This window comes from Rathayibacter sp. Leaf248 (genome assembly GCF_920939495.1).
GTDB classification, from domain to species: Bacteria; Actinomycetota; Actinomycetes; order Actinomycetales; family Microbacteriaceae; genus Rathayibacter; species Rathayibacter caricis.
Window position 1 is genome coordinate 903,413 of the sequence record NZ_CAKLAV010000001.1, and the last position, 16,126, is coordinate 919,538.

Sequence of the window (16,126 nt, forward strand, 5' to 3'; positions counted from 1 at the left end):
GAGAAGTAGGCAATTCTCGCCGCAGGGCGCATGACTTGACCTTTCGTTCCAGTTCTCGGAGTCCGCACGGGCGCGACAGGACCGTCACCCACGAGACCTGCTCCAGTACAGTCGAGGGTATGACAACCAGAACCGTGAGCACGGCCACGACGGGCAACGGCGCCGCCGTAGCAGTCCTGGCGGGCGGACTCGTGGCCGTGGGGCTTCTCCTGGGACTCCTCGTCGGCTTTGAGAACTACGTCTACGTGTGGGCCGGTCCGCTGGCGCTCGCATTCGTCGTCATCATCCTCGGAGTTCCCGCCACCCACGTCAGGGGGGTAGCTGCAGTCGTGGCTCTGGCCGCGGTCTTCGTCGGCGGAGCGAATACAGCGCCGGTCGTCATCCAGGCGTCATCCCAGATGGTCGGTCTCGTGGTGATGGTGGTCGCCATGATCCGCGCGACGCAGCTCTCCACCAGCCCGCGACCTTCAGCCGCCAAGCTCGCTCTGCTTCTCGTAACCGCATGGGTCGGTCTGATCGCCTTCTCTGCGCTTCTCAATGACGACATCGGCGGCACGCTCCCGATCGGTATCGCCGTTCCGGTGGTCGCGTGTGCGATGTTCTCGCAATTCTCGGAGCAGGATTTCGTCGTGTTCGCGCGTCTGCTCGTCCTGTTCGCATTCGGACAAGTAGCTCTCTCCGTCGTCGAATTCACCCTCAGCACTCCACCTGTCTGGGGCTTCTCCGATTCGGCGCCCAACGGCTACCCGAACCCTCTCCTCGGGGAAGGCATTCTTCGCTCCTCGGGTACAGCCGGGCATCCGATCGTCCTCTCAGTGATCTATCTCGTCACTTTCACGCTTCTCTGGAGGAACAGCGTCCAGTGGCCCCTCTCGGGGCGGGTGCTGGCTCTCCTGCTGATCGCGGTGGGGCTGGTCATCTCCGGCACCCGGAGCGCGCTCCTCGCCATCCTCGTCGCAGTCGTCGTCTCCGCCGTGCTCGCAGCGCGGACTTTCGGTGCCCGGCTGCGTAACGCCATCGTCGCCGTCACGGCCGCCGGTGCGTCCCTCCTGATCCCCTCGATCCGCGCATCTCTCGACGCCGCGCTGGCTGAACTCCTCAATTCGGGTTCCTACTCCCACCGTGCAGGTGCTTACGAGAGCATCGGCGAACTCATCACAAGGAGGTCTTCGTTCGAATCGTCCTTCGGCAGTGGCCGCAACTCCATCCCTGATCTCTTCGATCGGGGATTCCTGCAGCAGGACGGGTTCAGAGCGGTGGACAATCAGTTCGTCAACACCCTCGGTACCGGGGGCCTCGCTGCCGTCGTCGTCCTGTTCACGATCATCACCCTCGGGTTGATCGCCGGCTCTGCGACCAGCCGGATCCTCATCCTCAGCGTCGTGGTGATGTTCCTCTCGTTCGATGCACTCACCTGGTACGCGCCGAACATGCTGTTCTTCGCCCTCATCGGGCTCGCGGGCTCACGGGTGGGAAAGCGCTCCGCTGATTCTGCCGCGACCTCGTCAGCCGCCTTACCGTCGAGAGCCGCCGCTGCGCCGCTCCGCCGCAACGAGCGCGTCCTGACCCGGACTCGGTGACGGCGACAAGGCAGTTCCGGCCCGGCTTCGTTGTCGCGTCGTCGGCCGTTCTCCTACTGGCGGCAGGTGTCGTCGCCGGCCTTCCGCTGTACGTATTCCCCGTCTCGGACGACATCGATCACGTTGACGTGGTCGTCGTGCTCGGACCGATCGACCAGGAACGCCTGTGGACCGCCGAGTGGCTGATCGATCACGGCCGGGCGGATGCGCTCGTGCTGTCCGTGCCGCCGGACGGATCCAGTGTGACGGTGGACGGACGCGACTACTGCGCAAGCACGAAACTCTGCTTTATCGCGAGCCCGTCGACCACCCGTGGTGAAGTGTCAGCCGTCGAGGGGATAGCTCGACGAGAAGGGTGGACGGACATCGCGTACGTGACAGGCACTGCGCACGTCTCACGAGCACGGTGGATCGCGATGTCGTGCTCGACGCGGTCCGTCGCTGTCGTCGAAGCCCGCGAGAATCGGAATCCGGCGGAGTGGTTGTGGTCCTACGTCTACCAGACGGCCGGATTCCTCAAGGCAGCAGTCGTCGGATGCCTCGACGACTGAGTGGTGGGGAAGGGGTCGATCCGCTCCGCTGGCGAGACGTCGACCCATCGCCCCGGTTCTGCTGGCTCTGACCCCTGCGACGCCTCTCGTTCAGCGCACCGCCACCGTCGACCGGTCGCGGCCCGTCAGGTCGCGCTGCGTCGTCGCTCCGCGCCACCCGTCCGCGGTCAGCAAATCCCGGATCTCAGCCCCCTGCAGCTCTCCGTGCTCGATCACGAGCACTCCCCCGGGTCGCAGCAGACGGCGCGCAGTGTGTGACAGCTGGCGCACGACGTCCAGTCCGTCCTCGCCGCCGTACAGGGCGGCGGGGGGATCGAAGAGGCGGACCTCCGGGTCGCGGGGAATCGCGGCCGAGGGGATGTACGGCGGGTTGGAGACGACGACCGACACCGTGCCGTCGAGGTCGGGCAGAGCGTCCGCCAGATCGGAGAAGACGATGCGGGCGTTCTCGAGCCGCAGGCGATCGCGGTTCCCCCGCGCCCAGATGAAGGCCTCCACGGAGTTCTCGACACCGATGACGCGGGCGTGAGGGACCTCGTGTGCCAGGGCGAGCGCGAGGGCACCGCTCCCGGTGCCGAGATCGACAGCAAGGGGTGACGGGTCAGCGACGGAGCGCAGTGCGTCAATCGCCAGTTGCGCGACGCCCTCCGTCTCGGGTCGCGGCACGAAGACGCCGGGGCCGACCGCGAGCTCGATACTGCGGAACGGGGCGACTCCGGTGATGTGCTGGAGCGGCTCGCGGGCGGAGCGGCGCTCGACGAAGCGGTCGAACGCGTCGGCCATCGGCTCCTCGAGCAGGAGGCCGGTGATCAGCCGCGCCTGCAATTCGCCGCGCCCGAGGCCCAGGAGGTGACCCAGCAGGAGCTCGGCGTCGATGTCGGCGTTCGGGACGTGCGAGCGGGTCAGGCGCGAGACGGCGTCGGCGAGGAGGGCACGGGCGTCCACGGAGGTGGTCACCGCGCTCACGACTCCTCGGAGCCGATCTCGGCCAGGCGGGTCTCCTCGTCGGCCTGGATGGCGCTCTCGACGACGGGGTCGAGTGCTCCGTTCATGACCCCGTCGAGGTTGTACGCCTTGTAGCCGGTGCGGTGGTCGGCGATGCGGTTCTCGGGGAAGTTGTAGGTGCGGATGCGCTCGGAGCGGTCCATGGTGCGGATCTGGGTCTTCCGGGCGTCGGACGCGGCCGCGGCGATCTCCTCCTGCTGACGCGCGAGGATGCGGGCGCGCAGGACGCGCATGCCGGCCTCGCGGTTCTGCAGCTGGCTCTTCTCGTTCTGCATCGAGACGACGATGCCGGTCGGGAGGTGCGTGATGCGCACCGCGGAGTCGGTCGTGTTGACCGACTGGCCGCCAGGGCCGGACGAGCGGTAGACGTCGATCTTCAGGTCGTTCTGGTTGATCGCGACCTCTTCGGGAGCGTCGACCTCGGGGAACACCAGGACGCCGGTGGTCGACGTGTGGATGCGTCCCTGCGACTCCGTCACGGGGACGCGCTGCACGCGGTGGACGCCGCCCTCGTACTTCAGGTGGGCCCAGACGCCTTGCGAGGGGTCGGTGGCGTTGCTCTTGATCGCGACCTGCACGTTCTTGTAGCCGCCGAGGTCGGACTCGTCGCGGTCGAGGATCTCGGTCTTCCAGCCCTTCGCCTCGGCGTAGTGCAGGTACATGCGGAGCAGGTCGGCGGCGAACAGCGCACTCTCGGCTCCGCCCTCGCCGCCCTTGATCTCCATGATCACGTCACGGCCGTCGTCGGGGTCGCGCGGGATCAGGAGGCGGCGGAGCTTCTCCTGAGCGACGCGGAGGGACTCCTCGAGCTCCGGGACCTCCTCCGCGAACGCGTCGTCCTCGCGGGCGAGCTCGCGCGCGGCCTCCAGGTCCTCGCCCGACTGGATCCACGCGGCGTGCGCCGCCTTGATCTGGCTCAGCTCGGCGTACCGGCGGTTGACCTTCTTCGCGCGCGCCGCGTCGGCGTGCAGAGCCGGGTCGGAGAGCTGCGTCTGCAGGTCCTCGTGCTCGGCGAGGAGGACGCTGACGGATTCGAACATGAGAGGGGCCTGGCTTCCGGAGTGGGGTGGAGAAGTGGGGGTCTCGATACGCCGCCTTCGGCGGCTACTCGACCAGCAGAGGCGGGGCGGCAGGTCCGTTTCGACGGGCACCGACGCGTCCCCGGGGACGCGAAAACGTCCGCGGCCGCCCCTGAGAAGGGGCGACCGCGGACGTGAGGGCGCTAGTGGTGGCCGTTGCTGTGACCGGCGGTGGTCGGGCCCACGGCCGACTTCGAGACCTGCATCAGGAACTCGACGTTCGAGGACGTCTCCTTCAGGCGCGACAGGATGATCTCGAGCGCCTGCTGCTGGTCGAGGCCGGCGAGGGCGCGACGCAGCTTCCAGGTGATCTTGACCTCGTCCTGGCTGAGGAGCATCTCCTCGCGGCGAGTGCCGGACGCGTTGACGTCGACCGCCGGGAAGATCCGCTTGTCGGCGAGGTGGCGCGAGAGGCGGAGCTCCATGTTGCCGGTGCCCTTGAACTCCTCGAAGATCACCTCGTCCATCTTCGACCCGGTCTCGATGAGCGCCGTGGCGAGGATGGTGAGCGAGCCGCCGTTCTCGATGTTGCGCGCCGCACCGAAGAACTTCTTCGGCGGGTACAGCGCCGACGCGTCGACCCCACCCGAGAGGACACGGCCGGAGGCGGGCGCCGTCACGTTGTAGGCGCGGCCCAGACGAGTGATCGAGTCGAGCAGCACGACGACGTCGTGGCCCAGCTCGACGAGGCGCTTGGCGCGCTCGATGGCGAGCTCGGCGACGGTGGTGTGGTCCTCGGCCGGGCGGTCGAAGGTGGAGGCGACGACCTCGCCGCGCACGGTGCGCTGCATGTCGGTGACCTCCTCCGGACGCTCGTCGACCAGGACGACCATGAGGTGCACTTCGGGGTTGTTCTGCACGATCGCGTTGGCGATCTGCTGAAGGACGATCGTCTTGCCGGCCTTGGGCGGCGCGACGATGAGGCCGCGCTGTCCCTTGCCGATCGGAGCGACGAGATCGATGATGCGCTGGGTCAGCTTGCCCGGCTCGGTCTCGAGGCGCAGGCGCTCGGTCGGGTAGAGCGGCGTGAGCTTCTGGAACTCGACGCGCGCCGCGGCCTCCTCGACGGTCTGCCCGTTGATGGAGTCGACCCTGACGATCGCGTTGTACTTCTGGCGGCCGCCGCCTTCGCCCTCGCGAGGCTGGCGGATGGCGCCGACGACCGCGTCGCCCTTGCGCAGGTTGTACTTCTTGACCTGGCCGAGCGAGACGTAGACGTCGCTGACGCCGGGCAGGTAGCCGGTGGTGCGCACGAAGGCGTAGTTGTCGAGCACGTCGAGGATGCCGGCGACCGGGATGAGGACGTCGTCCTCGCTGATCTCGGGCTCGAAGTCGTCGCCGACGGTGGTGCCGCGACGCTTGCGGTCGCGGTAACGGCTGCGGCGGCCGTCCTCGCCCTCGGCCTGCTGGCCGTTCTGCGCGCCCTGGGCCGGTCCGGCCGACTGCTGAGCGGCGGCGGGCTGGCCGTTCTGGTTGCCCTGCCCGTTCTGGTTGCCCTGGCCGTTCTGGTTGCCCTGGCCGTTCTGCTGCTGGCCGCCGTTCTGGCCCTGCTGGTCGGCACGGTCGTCGCTGCGGTTGCGGTTCCGGTTGCGGCGGTTGCGGCCGCGGCCGGTCCCCTGCTGCTCGCCGTTCTGCTGGTCGCCCTGGTTCTGGTCGGAGTCGTTCCGCGCCTCGGCGGAGTCGTCCGGGTTCGAGTCGACGGCCTCCGACTGCTCGGCCTGGTCGTTCTGCTCGGCGGCACCGCCGCGGCTGCGGCGACGGCCGCGACGCTCGCGCTGACCGCCCTCGCGGGAGGAGTCGTCGGAATCGGGCCCGTTGGGCAGCTCGATCTCGATGACCGGCTTCGGGGCCTGCTCGGCCTCGGGGATCTTCTCGATCACCGGCAGGTCGGGGATGAGCGACTCGACGCCCGTCCCTCCGGGGATGTTGAGGTGCTCGCCCGCGGCGACGGTGCCGCTGGACGCGCGACGCGAGCTCCGGCGACGGGGGGCGCGCTCGGCGGGCTCGGCGACCTGCTCCGCGGAGGGGAGCTCGATCTCGACCGGCGCGGCCTCGGCGACGGGCGACGGCGCCTCGTCGACGGTCGGCGCCGCCTGCTCGAGCACGTCGGCCGTGTCGGCCTCGGTGCTCTCGACGGGAACCGGCACCTCGGCCGGAGCCTCGAGCACCGGAGCGGCCTGCTCGGCCACATCGGCGGGCTCGGCCTCGACGCTGGTCGCGTCGACGATCGGCTCCTCGGACGCCGCGGCGGCGCGGAGGTCCGTGATCGCCTGCACGAGCTCGCCCTTGCGGAGCTTGGACGCTCCGCCGAGACCGAGGCTCGTCGCGAGAGCCTGGAGCTCTGCGACGCGGAGTGCCGACAGGTCGGCGTTGAGTTCCACGGTCGAGCCGTGGGTGTTGACATCTGTCACTGGAGAGGGTTCCTTCCCCCCGGGAACGACTGCTCACCGGGAGAGCTCATCGACCGTGCGGTTCCATCACGTGTTCTGATCCACGTGATGCTCTCGGTCGAACGCGCAGTCCCCCTCGGAAAGCGCAGGAGGAGCGCGGACGACCGGACGCCGAACTGCAAGAGAAGCAGTGGACGCCCTTCACACGATGCGATGGCCGTGGTTATCGGGACGATCCTTCGGACAGATTCCGCTCGTTACGCGGTTCCTCAGGATGCGATCCCCACTGTAGCACCCTTGAAGTCGACGGCCAGCATGTGGGCGCGCCACGGCGAGTGCGCCTCCTTCTCGACCAGTTCGGCCGCTGCGAGGCGCTGCGCAGGATCGCTGCAGAGCACCAGGACGCTGGGGCCTGCGCCGGACACGACGGCGGCGTAGCCGTGCGAGCGCAGGAGCGCGATCAGCTCCGACGTCTGCGGCATCGCTGCCGCGCGGTAGTTCTGGTGGAGCTTGTCCTCGGTCGCTGCGAACAGCAGCTCCGGGCTCTGGATGAGCGCCGCGATCAGAAGTGACGAGCGCGACACGTTGAAGACGGCGTCCTCGTGGGGCACGCTCTGCGGCTGCAGCGAGCGGGCGAGGCGGGTCGACATCTGGTGCTCGGGCACGAAGACGACGGGCGAGACTCCGCGGTGCACCATCAGGCGCTTGGAGCGCGGGCGCAGCGGCGCGTCGTCGGCACCGGACGGCTCGACCCAGGCGATGGTCAGGCCGCCGAAGAGGGCGGGCGCCACGTTGTCGGGGTGCCCCTCCATCTCGGTCGCGATGCGCAGCAGGTCGTCGGCGTCGAGCTCGACGATGCCGTCGAGCAGGCCCTTCGCGGCCATGATCCCCGACACGATCGCCGCACCGGAGGAGCCCATCCCGCGACCGTGCGGGATGATGTTGCGCGCCGTCACGTCGATGCCGGGCATCTCCTGGCGCTGGTCCTGGAAGGTGTAGGCGATGGCCTGCACGACGAGGTTCGTCTCGTCGGTCGGCACCTCCCCCTCGCCGACACCGTGCACGGTCACGCGCGCACCGGTCGCCGACACGGCCGTCACGTCGAGCTCGTCGTAGGACGACAGCGCCAGCCCGAGCGTGTCGAAGCCGGGCCCGAGGTTCGCGGAGGTCGCGGGGACCTTCACGTGGACGGTGCGGCCGACGGGAACCGCCGAGGTCATGCGCCGGCCAGCCCCAGCACGTCCGCGATCGCGGCGGTGTCCACCGGCACGACGGTCGGAGTGATGTCGGAGCCGTCGGCGGTGCGAAGGGCCCACTGGGGGTCCTTCAGACCGTGGCCGGTGACCGTCAGCACGACAGTGGCGTCCTTGGGGATCTGCCCGGCCTCGGCGCGCTCGAGCAGGCCCGCGACGCTGATGGCGGAGGCGGGCTCGACGAACACGCCGACCTCGCCGGCGAGCAGGCGGTACGCCTCGAGGATCTTCGCGTCGCTGATCGCGCCGAAGTAGCCGTCGCTGACGGTGCGCGCGTTGAGCGCGAGCTCCCACGACGCGGGGTTGCCGATGCGGATGGCGCTGGCGATGGTCTCGGGGTGGCGTACCGGCGCGCCGTGCACGATCGGCGCGGAGCCCTCGGCCTGGAAGCCGAACATGCGCGGCAGCTTCGTCGACTCGCCGCGCTCCAGCTCCTCGGAGTAGCCGCGGAAGTAGGCCGTGTAGTTGCCGGCGTTGCCGACGGGGACGATGTGGAAGTCCGGCGCGTCGCCCAGGACCTCGACGACCTCGAACGCAGCCGTCTTCTGACCGGCGATGCGGTCGGGGTTCACCGAGTTGACCAGATGAACCGGGTAGTTCTTCGCGAGGTCGCGGGCGATGTCGAGGCAGTCGTCGAAATTGCCCTGGACCTGCAGCAGCTGCGCATTGTGCGCGATCGCCTGGCTGAGCTTGCCCAGGGCGATCTTGCCCTCGGGCACGAGCACCGCGGCGGTGATGCCCGCGTGCGTCGCGTATGCGGCGGCGGAAGCGGAGGTGTTGCCGGTCGAGGCGCAGATGACGGCCTTGGCGCCGTGCTCGACGGCCTTCGAGATCGCCATGGTCATGCCGCGGTCCTTGAAGGAGCCGGTGGGGTTCATCCCCTCGTACTTGACCCAGACCTTCGCACCGGTGCGGGCCGAGAGGGCCGCGGCCGGGATGAGCGGCGTGCCGCCCTCGCCGAGCGTGATGACGGGGGTCGCCTCGGTCACATCGAGGCGGTCCGCGTACTCGTGCAGGACTCCGCGCCACTGCTTCGCCATCTCAGGCTCCTTCAACTCGTAGGACTGACGTCACGGCGCCGACGAACCCGTGGGAGTGCAGCGCGGTGACGGTGGCCGCCAGATCGGACTCTGCCGCCGCGTGCGTGCCGATGACCAGGGTAGCGGTCGGCTCGCGGCGCTCCGGACCGGACACCTGCTCCTCGAGCGGGTCGGCCGACGGCGGGGTCTGCACGAGGGTCTCGACCGAGACCTCGTGGTCGGCGAACACCCCGGCGATCTGAGCGAGCACACCCGGACGGTCCAGGACCTCGAGAGTGACCTGGTACCGCGTGGTGACGTGGCCGATGGGGAGGACGGGCAGCCCCGAGTTGGCGCTCGTGACGAGACCGGGGCCTCCCACGACGTGCCGCCGGGCGGCCGAGACGACGTCTCCGAGGACGGCTGAGGCAGTCTCGATGCCTCCTGCGCCCGCTCCGTAGAACATCAGACTGCCGGCGGCTTCGGCCTCGACGAAGACCGCATTGTTGGCGCCGTGCACTGCCGCGAGGGGGTGCGCACGGTGGACGAGGGCCGGGTAGACGCGGGCCGACACACCCTCCTCCCCCGTCTTCGCGTCGACGAGACGCTCGCAGATCGCGAGCAGCTTGACGACGTAGCCGGAGTCGCGCGCCTGGTCGACCTGCTGCTTCGTGATGCCGGTGATGCCCTCGCGGTGCACCATCGTCACCGGGACGTCGGTGTGGAAGGCGAGGCGCGCCAGGATCGCGGCCTTCTGGGCGGCGTCGTAGCCCTCGATGTCGGCGGTCGGATCGGCCTCGGCGTAGCCGAGCTCGGTCGCACGGGCCAGCGACTCCTCGAGCGTCGCGTGCTCGGTGTCCATCCGGTCGAGGATGTAGTTGGTCGTGCCGTTGACGATGCCGAGGATCCGGTGGACCCGGTCGCCCGCGAGGCTGTCGCGCAGCGGCCGGATGATCGGGATCGCTCCGCCGACCGCCGCCTCGTAGTTGAGCTGCGCGCCGACCTGGTCGGCGGCCTCGAAGAGCTCGGTGCCGTGCGCTGCGAGCAGCGCCTTGTTCGCGGTGATGACGTCGGCTCCCGACGAGATCGCCTTCAGGATGTAGCTGCGCGCCGGTTCGATGCCGCCCATCAGCTCGACCACGATGTCGGCCCCGAGGATCAGCGCCTCGGCGTCGGTCGTCAGGTACTCGCGGGGGATGTCGGCGGTGCGCGGCGCGTCGAGGTCGCGCACCGCGACCCCGGCGAGCTCGAGGGGCGCGCCGACCCGCTGGGCGAGCTCGTCCCCGTGGTCGAGCAGGAGTCGCGCCACCTGGGCACCGACGGACCCGGCGCCCAGGAGGGCGACCCGGAGGCTGCGGTACTCGATCATCGGCTGGTGGCCTTTCGTTCGATGCCGGCATCGCGGCGGAGGAGGTCCTCCTCGGTCTCGCCGCGCACGATGACGCGGGCCTCCCCGTCGCGCACGGCGACGACGGGTGGGCGGCCGAGGTAGTTGTAGTTGCTCGAGAGCGACCAGCAGTAGGCGCCTGTCGCGGCGACGGCGAGCAGATCGCCGGGGTGCACGTCGGCGGGCAGGAACTCGTCGTGCACGACGATGTCGCCGGACTCGCAGTGCTTCCCCGCCACGCGCACGAGCGCGGGCTCGGCGTCCGACTCGCGGCCGGCGAGGCGGGCGGAGTAGTCGGCGCCGTACAGCGCCGGACGGGCGTTGTCGCTCATCCCGCCGTCGACGCTGACGTAGCGGCGGACGCTCGTGGAGCCCTCGCCACCCACGACGACGTCCTTGATCGTGCCGACCTCGTAGAGGGTGAGGCCTGCGGGACCGATGAGCGAGCGGCCCGGCTCGATCGCGATGTGGGGCACCGGGATGCCGTGACGCGCGCACTCCGCCGAGACCGCGTCGGCGATGGCCGCGGCGATCTCGTCGATCGGAGTGGGGTCGTCGGCGCTCGTGTAGGCGATGCCGAATCCGCCGCCGAGGTTGAGGTCGGGGACGGGGCCGTCGGCGAGCAGGCCCGCGTGCACCTCGAGGAGGCGCGAGGCCGACTCCGCGAACCCGGCGGAGCCGAAGATCTGCGAGCCGATGTGGCAGTGCAGGCCGAGGAAGCGCAGGCTCGCGTGCGAGCGGATGCGCGCGACCGCGGCCGGGCAGTCCGAGAGAGGGAGGCCGAACTTCTGGTCCTCGTGCGCGGTCGCGAGGAACTCGTGGGTGTGCGCGTGCACGCCGCTGTTGACGCGGAGGCGCACGTTCTGCACGCGGCCGTGACGCTCAGCGGCGGAGGCGACGCGCTCGATCTCGATGAGGCTGTCGAGCACGATCGCCCCGATGCCCGCCGCGACGACCCGGTCGATCTCGGCGACCGACTTGTTGTTGCCGTGCAGGCCCACGCGGGCCGGATCGACGCCCGCGGCCTGGGTGACGGCGAACTCGCCGACGCTGCACGCGTCGATGTTGAGGCCCTCCTCACGCATCCAGCCGGCCACCTCGGTCGAGAGGAACGCCTTGCCCGCGTAGTACACGGTGACGTCGGTGCCGATGCGGCCGAGCTCGCGCTCGAAGGCCTCGCGCGTCTGCACGGCCCGGCGGCGGGCGTCGGCCTCGTCGATCACGTAGACCGGGGTGCCGAACTCCTCGACCAGGCGTGCCGCGGGGACGCCCGCGACGGCGAGGGAGCCGTCGGAGCCGCGGGCGGCGTTGTCGGACCACACGGCGGGGTCGAGCGCGTTGGCGTCCTCGGGCTGCTCGAGCCAGTCGGGCGCGAGCGGATGACGCGGGGCGCGGGCGTGCGCGTCGTCGTTGTCCACGGGTGAGACCTCACAGGAGAGAGTGGGAGCGTCACTGCGTGGCGAGCGAGTCCGGATTGACCCCTGAAGCCAGCAAGTTCGATGAGAGCTGTCGGTGAATGCTGTCGGTGCCGGGCCCGCGGGTGGCGCGGGCGCAGGCCTCCGATCCTACCGGGACGGTGCACCCGCCCGAGCGCGCGGGGTCGCGCGATCAGGGGCAGACGCCGGGCTCCTGCTGCGCGGGGTCGCTGAGGAACGTCGGAGCGAGCGAGAAGGTCGCGTTCAGCGACTCCTCGGCGACCTCGACGTCCGTCAGGGTGAGCCCGCGGGCGACCGAGTCCGCGATGCAGAGAGTGCCGGGGCCGAGCAGTCCGTCCGTCAGCCCGCCGAAGCGCTGCTCCGCGTCGTCCGCCGGGAAGGTGGCTCCTGCAACCGTCACCTCCGATGGAGTGAGCTCGATCTGCCCGTCCACAGCGCCGAGCTCGAGTCCGACACCGGCTGAGAGCGAGAGGCCCAGCACCTCGACCGAGGTGCTGACGCGCACGAGCGGCGGATCGAGCACCACCGAGTCGATCGGGACGGTGCTGCGCTCCGAGATGAGGCCGGTCACGGAATCGGCGTCGAGCGCCGTCGTCGCGGTGCCCGAGTCGAGGGCGCCGGAGCCGCTCGCGGGCACGCCCTCCAGGACCAGGGAGACGTCGCCGGTCAGCTCGTCGAGAGCGACGTCCTCAGCCCGGATGTCGAGTCGGTCGAACCGTCCCGAGATCAGCTGCGGGAGCACGGCCCACCCCGCGACGTCGACGTCGACGGGGTGATCGGCCGGGAGGTCGAGGGCCTCGCGGACGCTGGTCGCCGCGGTGTCGGCCACCTCTCGGCGCACGAGCGAGTCGGCGACGACCGCCGCGACCGCAAGGAGCAGGAGTACGACGACGAGCACGACCACGCCGCGACGGGACCGCGACCGGCGGGGCGCCGGCGCCGGCGACGCGCTCACATCCGGTCCGGAGCGGCGACGCCGAGGAGAGAGAGCCCGTTGCGCAGGACCTGACCGGTGGCCTCGTTGAGGCGCAGTCGCGTGGAGTGCACCGCCTCGATCGGGTCCTCGCCCTGCGGTACGACACGGCAGTTGTCGTACCAGCGGTGGTAGAGCCCGGCGATCTCCTCGAGGTAGCGGGCGATGCGGTGCGGCTCGCGCAGCTCGGCGGCGTGCGCCGTGATCCGCGGGAACTCCTGCAGACCGCCCAGGAGGGCCGACTCGGTCGGGTGGACGAGAGTCTCGGGGGCGAACGGCTCGCGCGGCACTCCCGAGGCCTCGGCCTTCGCCGCGACCTGACGGGTGCGCGCGTGGGCGTACTGCACGTAGTAGACGGGGTTGTCATTGCTCCGCTTCGTCAGCAGATCGAGGTCGATGTCGAGCGTCGAGTCGGCGGAGGAGCGCACGAGCGAGTAGCGCGCGGCGTCGACGCCGACGGCCTCGACGAGGTCCTCCATCGTCACGACGGTGCCGGCGCGCTTGGACATCCGGACGGCCTGGCCGTCGCGCAGCAGGTTCACCAGCTGCCCGATCAGGATCTCGAGGTTGACACCCGGCGTGTCGCCGAAGGCGGCGCACATCGCCATCATGCGGCCGATGTAGCCGTGGTGGTCGGCGCCCAGCATGATGATCGCCCGGTCGAAGCCGCGCTCGCGCTTGTCGAGGTAGTAGGCGAGGTCGCCCGCGATGTAAGCGGCCTCGCCGTCGCTCTTGATGATGACCCGGTCGCGGTCGTCGCCGAAGTCCGTGGTGCGCAGCCACGTCGCTCCGTCGGCCTCGTAGATGTGGCCGAGGCCGCGCAGCCGCTCGATCGCCCGCTCGACGGCGCGCGACTCGTGCAGGGAGTTCTCGTGGAAGTAGACGTCGAAGTCGACTCCGAACTCGTGCAGGCTCTGCTTGATCTCGCCGAACATGAGCTCGACGCCGATCGAGCGGAACGTCTCGTTCAGCTCCTCCTCGGGCAGGACCGAGAGGTCGCCCGGATACGCGGCGACGACACGGTCGGCGATGTCGGCGATGTAGGCGCCTCCGTAGCCGTCCTCCGGCGTCGGCTCGCCTCGGTGAGCGGCGAGGAGGCTGCGCGTGAAGCGGTCGATCTGCGCGCCGTGGTCGTTGAAGTAGTACTCGCGGGTGACCTCGGCCCCCTGCGCCAGCAGCACGCGGGCGAGGCTGTCGCCGACGGCCGCCCAGCGCGTGCCGCCGATGTGGATGGGGCCGGTGGGGTTGGCCGAGACGAACTCGAGGTTCATCTTCACGCCCGTGTAGAGGGAGCCGGAGCCGTACGACTCCCCCGCCTCCACGATCACGCCGGCGAGGGCGCCGGCCGCGGCCGCCTCGAGACGCACGTTGAGGAAGCCGGGGCCGGCGACCTCGACGCTGGCGACACCGTCGACGGCCCCGAGGCCCTCAGCCAACTCAGCCGCGAGCTCGCGCGGATTAGCTCCGACCTTCTTGGCCAGCTTCATGGCGATGTTCGAGGCCCAGTCGCCGTGGTCGCGGTTCTTGGGCCGCTCGAGCACGACGTCGGCGAGAGCCGGCTGAGCGTCGCTCCCTCGTCGCTGCACGGCGTCGAGGACGAGGGCGTGCAGGGAGGCGGCGAGCTGTTCGGGAGTCACGGGGCACGATTCTACCGGCCGGGTCCGGCACCGCCGGGGCGCCCTCGACCGCGGACGGGGAGCGCTTGCTAGGGTGCACCGCATGCGACGCCCCGCCGCCCTCCTCCTCGTCGTCGCCCTCAGCGCGCTGACCGGGTGCACCGCGGCTCCGGCGCCCGCTCCGACCGCCGCCGGCGCGATCACCGGCACTCCGGTGCCGCTGACCTGCGAGGAGCTCGTCCCCGCCTCGGCGCTGACCGGACTGTGGGCGGCGTTCACTCCCGACGACTCCGTCGAGCGGACGGACGTCTCGACCGAGATCGCGGGCTACGACGGGCTGGTCTGCGGCTGGTCCGACGACACGGGCGCCGAGCTGCAGATCGCCGTGGCGCACCTCGACGCATCCCTGGTCGAGGCTCTGAAGAACGAGTTCTTCCGCACGAGCAACGCCGTCCCGACCTACGGCAAGCCGCCGGCCGTCGAGGGCTACTACGAGGTGGCCTTCGGGCGAGGAGTGGCCGACGTGCTGCTCGACGAGCACTGGATCGAGGCGTCGAGCGCGTCGTTCGTCGAGCCCGGCGATCCCGAGCCGCTCGTGCGTGCCGCCGTCGCCGCGGTCGGAGCCTGACGTCAGCCGAGGCGGACGGGCGACACGTGGTCGTCCTCGACGGCTGTGTCGCACTCCGCCTCGACACTCATTCCGGTGAGCGAGAGGTCGGTGAGGTAGCTGCTGAGGAACGCGGTGTCCGCGGTATCGCGTCCCGACGAGATGCGGAGCATCGACCCGCGCGGAGCGAGCCGAGTCGCGTCGATCACATGCCAGGCGCCGCCGACCCACGCCTCCGTCACCGCGTGGAAGTCCTTCGGCTCGAGGCCGGGAGCGTAGACGGCACTGACCCGCGCCGGGATGTCGAGCGCGCGCAGCAGCCCGGCGCACGTGTGCGCGAAGTCGCGGCACACGCCCCGACCGCTGTCGATGACCTGCGCCGCTCCCCCGGTGGCGACGGTCGAGCCGTACTCATAGGAGAGGTGGCCGTGGACCCACGCCTCGACGGCCGTGAGAGCGTCGAAGCCTCGCGCGCGCCCGAACTCGCGACGGGCGATGCCGCCGAGCACGTCCGCCTCGGCGTACCGGCTCGGCCGGAGGTACTCCACCAGCTCGAGCTCGCTCGGCTCGTCGGGAGCACCGCGCCCCTCGACTCGCGCGCGGTACTCGACCCTCATCTCGCCCCGGTTCGCCTCCACGCGGTGGACGCGGGACCCGTGCCGGGCGGGGAACTGCCTCACGGGCAGCACCTCGCCGTCGAGCAGGACCGAGAAGGAATCCTCGAACGAGTCGCCCGTCTCCGCCGCGGCCACGAGGAAGATCAGGTCGGTCGGCCCGGAGAGACGCAGGTCCAGCGAGGCGGAGACGGTGCGCAGCATGGCTCCATCGTGGCACGCCCCACGGCACGTTCCGGCGTCGGATCGGCCTCCGGCCGGGTGCTAATGTGGTCAGGCACTCCTGGCCCCCATAGCTCAGGGGATAGAGCACTGCCCTCCGGAGGCAGGGGCGTAGGTTCGAATCCTACTGGGGGCACCGTCCCCCTCTTTCGAATCCGGCGCAGATCTCGCCGTGCGCGAATTGTCTCCCCAGGCCGCTGAGCCCCCGGCAACCCTCGCCCCGCCGGTGAGCTGGTTCGCGCCATTTCGCGGAGCAATCGCGCAGGGCCGCTGGGAACCGCACCGCCGGACGCAAAGCTCGTGTTGGATCGAGCGGTCAGTGCGATCGTCGTCGGCCACGGAGATCAGTGGCGTCGCATCCTCGGAGGACAGGCGTTCGACGCCGCCGCGCACC

13 protein-coding genes and 1 tRNA gene are annotated in these 16,126 nt (G+C 70.4%); 4 read left to right on the top strand and 10 right to left on the bottom strand.

Annotated elements, in window-relative coordinates; genetic code table 11:
* The first annotated feature begins 119 nt into the window (after positions 1 to 119).
* Entirely contained in the window at positions 120 to 1,580 is a 1,461-nt protein-coding gene (locus LRG51_RS04505; protein WP_230671383.1) for an O-antigen ligase family protein, read from the top strand.
* Positions 1,577 to 2,131 carry a hypothetical protein gene (locus tag LRG51_RS04510; RefSeq protein ID WP_055788581.1) on the top strand — a complete coding sequence of 185 codons (555 nt, stop codon included), beginning with the start codon at positions 1,577 to 1,579 and terminating at the stop codon, positions 2,129 to 2,131. Before LRG51_RS04505 ends, LRG51_RS04510 begins: the two co-directional genes overlap by 4 nt.
* 90 nt (positions 2,132 to 2,221) lie before the next feature.
* Here LRG51_RS04510 and prmC read toward each other — a convergent pair whose 3' ends face one another.
* The 9 genes from prmC to argS form a co-directional block, all read right to left on the bottom strand.
* On the bottom strand, positions 2,222 to 3,097 hold the full coding sequence (gene prmC, locus LRG51_RS04515; protein WP_055788578.1) for a peptide chain release factor N(5)-glutamine methyltransferase: 876 nt from the start codon (positions 3,095 to 3,097) through the stop codon (positions 2,222 to 2,224).
* Positions 3,094 to 4,176 carry a peptide chain release factor 1 gene (gene prfA / locus LRG51_RS04520; RefSeq protein ID WP_055788573.1) on the bottom strand — a complete coding sequence of 361 codons (1,083 nt, stop codon included), beginning with the start codon at positions 4,174 to 4,176 and terminating at the stop codon, positions 3,094 to 3,096. Before prfA ends, prmC begins: the two co-directional genes overlap by 4 nt.
* A 182-nt stretch (positions 4,177 to 4,358) precedes the next feature.
* On the bottom strand, positions 4,359 to 6,626 hold the full coding sequence (gene rho, locus LRG51_RS04525) for a transcription termination factor Rho (protein WP_230671385.1): 2,268 nt from the start codon (positions 6,624 to 6,626) through the stop codon (positions 4,359 to 4,361).
* A gap of 248 nt (positions 6,627 to 6,874) precedes the next feature.
* On the bottom strand, positions 6,875 to 7,825 hold the full coding sequence (gene thrB / locus LRG51_RS04530) for a homoserine kinase (protein WP_055788568.1): 951 nt from the start codon (positions 7,823 to 7,825) through the stop codon (positions 6,875 to 6,877).
* A complete protein-coding gene (gene thrC, locus LRG51_RS04535; RefSeq protein WP_055788563.1) occupies positions 7,822 to 8,898 on the bottom strand; it encodes a threonine synthase in 1,077 nt (358 codons plus the stop codon). Before thrC ends, thrB begins: the two co-directional genes overlap by 4 nt.
* Position 8,899: 1 nt before the next feature.
* Positions 8,900 to 10,246, bottom strand: coding sequence for a homoserine dehydrogenase (locus tag LRG51_RS04540; RefSeq protein WP_055788561.1), 1,347 nt, complete (start codon positions 10,244 to 10,246; stop codon positions 8,900 to 8,902).
* Positions 10,243 to 11,682, bottom strand: coding sequence for a diaminopimelate decarboxylase (lysA, locus tag LRG51_RS04545; RefSeq protein WP_230671387.1), 1,440 nt, complete (start codon positions 11,680 to 11,682; stop codon positions 10,243 to 10,245). Before lysA ends, LRG51_RS04540 begins: the two co-directional genes overlap by 4 nt.
* Before the next feature lie 190 nt (positions 11,683 to 11,872).
* Positions 11,873 to 12,604, bottom strand: coding sequence for an LmeA family phospholipid-binding protein (locus LRG51_RS04550; protein WP_230671389.1), 732 nt, complete (start codon positions 12,602 to 12,604; stop codon positions 11,873 to 11,875).
* Between the two features lie 47 nt (positions 12,605 to 12,651).
* On the bottom strand, positions 12,652 to 14,310 hold the full coding sequence (argS, locus tag LRG51_RS04555) for an arginine--tRNA ligase (protein ID WP_230671391.1): 1,659 nt from the start codon (positions 14,308 to 14,310) through the stop codon (positions 12,652 to 12,654).
* 82 nt (positions 14,311 to 14,392) lie between these two features.
* Here argS and LRG51_RS04560 point away from each other — a divergent pair, with 82 nt between their 5' ends.
* Complete coding sequence (locus LRG51_RS04560; protein ID WP_230671393.1) at positions 14,393 to 14,917, top strand: hypothetical protein; 525 nt, start codon at positions 14,393 to 14,395, stop codon at positions 14,915 to 14,917.
* A 2-nt stretch (positions 14,918 to 14,919) separates the two neighbouring features.
* Here LRG51_RS04560 and LRG51_RS04565 read toward each other — a convergent pair whose 3' ends face one another.
* A complete protein-coding gene (locus LRG51_RS04565; RefSeq protein WP_230671395.1) occupies positions 14,920 to 15,714 on the bottom strand; it encodes a transglutaminase-like domain-containing protein in 795 nt (264 codons plus the stop codon).
* Between the two features lie 82 nt (positions 15,715 to 15,796).
* Here LRG51_RS04565 and LRG51_RS04570 point away from each other — a divergent pair.
* A tRNA-Arg gene (locus LRG51_RS04570) sits at positions 15,797 to 15,868 on the top strand.
* The last annotated feature ends 258 nt before the right edge of the window (positions 15,869 to 16,126 follow it).

Coding starts and splice junctions, on each gene's coding strand:
- LRG51_RS04505 (WP_230671383.1), top strand. CDS start 120: ATGACAACCAGAACCGTGAGCACGGCCACGACGGGCAACGGCGCCGCC.
- prfA (WP_055788573.1), bottom strand. CDS start 4,176: ATGTTCGAATCCGTCAGCGTCCTCCTCGCCGAGCACGAGGACCTGCAG.
- LRG51_RS04540 (WP_055788561.1), bottom strand. CDS start 10,246: ATGATCGAGTACCGCAGCCTCCGGGTCGCCCTCCTGGGCGCCGGGTCC.
- LRG51_RS04565 (WP_230671395.1), bottom strand. CDS start 15,714: ATGCTGCGCACCGTCTCCGCCTCGCTGGACCTGCGTCTCTCCGGGCCG.
- thrC (WP_055788563.1), bottom strand. CDS start 8,898: ATGGCGAAGCAGTGGCGCGGAGTCCTGCACGAGTACGCGGACCGCCTC.
- thrB (WP_055788568.1), bottom strand. CDS start 7,825: ATGACCTCGGCGGTTCCCGTCGGCCGCACCGTCCACGTGAAGGTCCCC.
- LRG51_RS04560 (WP_230671393.1), top strand. CDS start 14,393: ATGCGACGCCCCGCCGCCCTCCTCCTCGTCGTCGCCCTCAGCGCGCTG.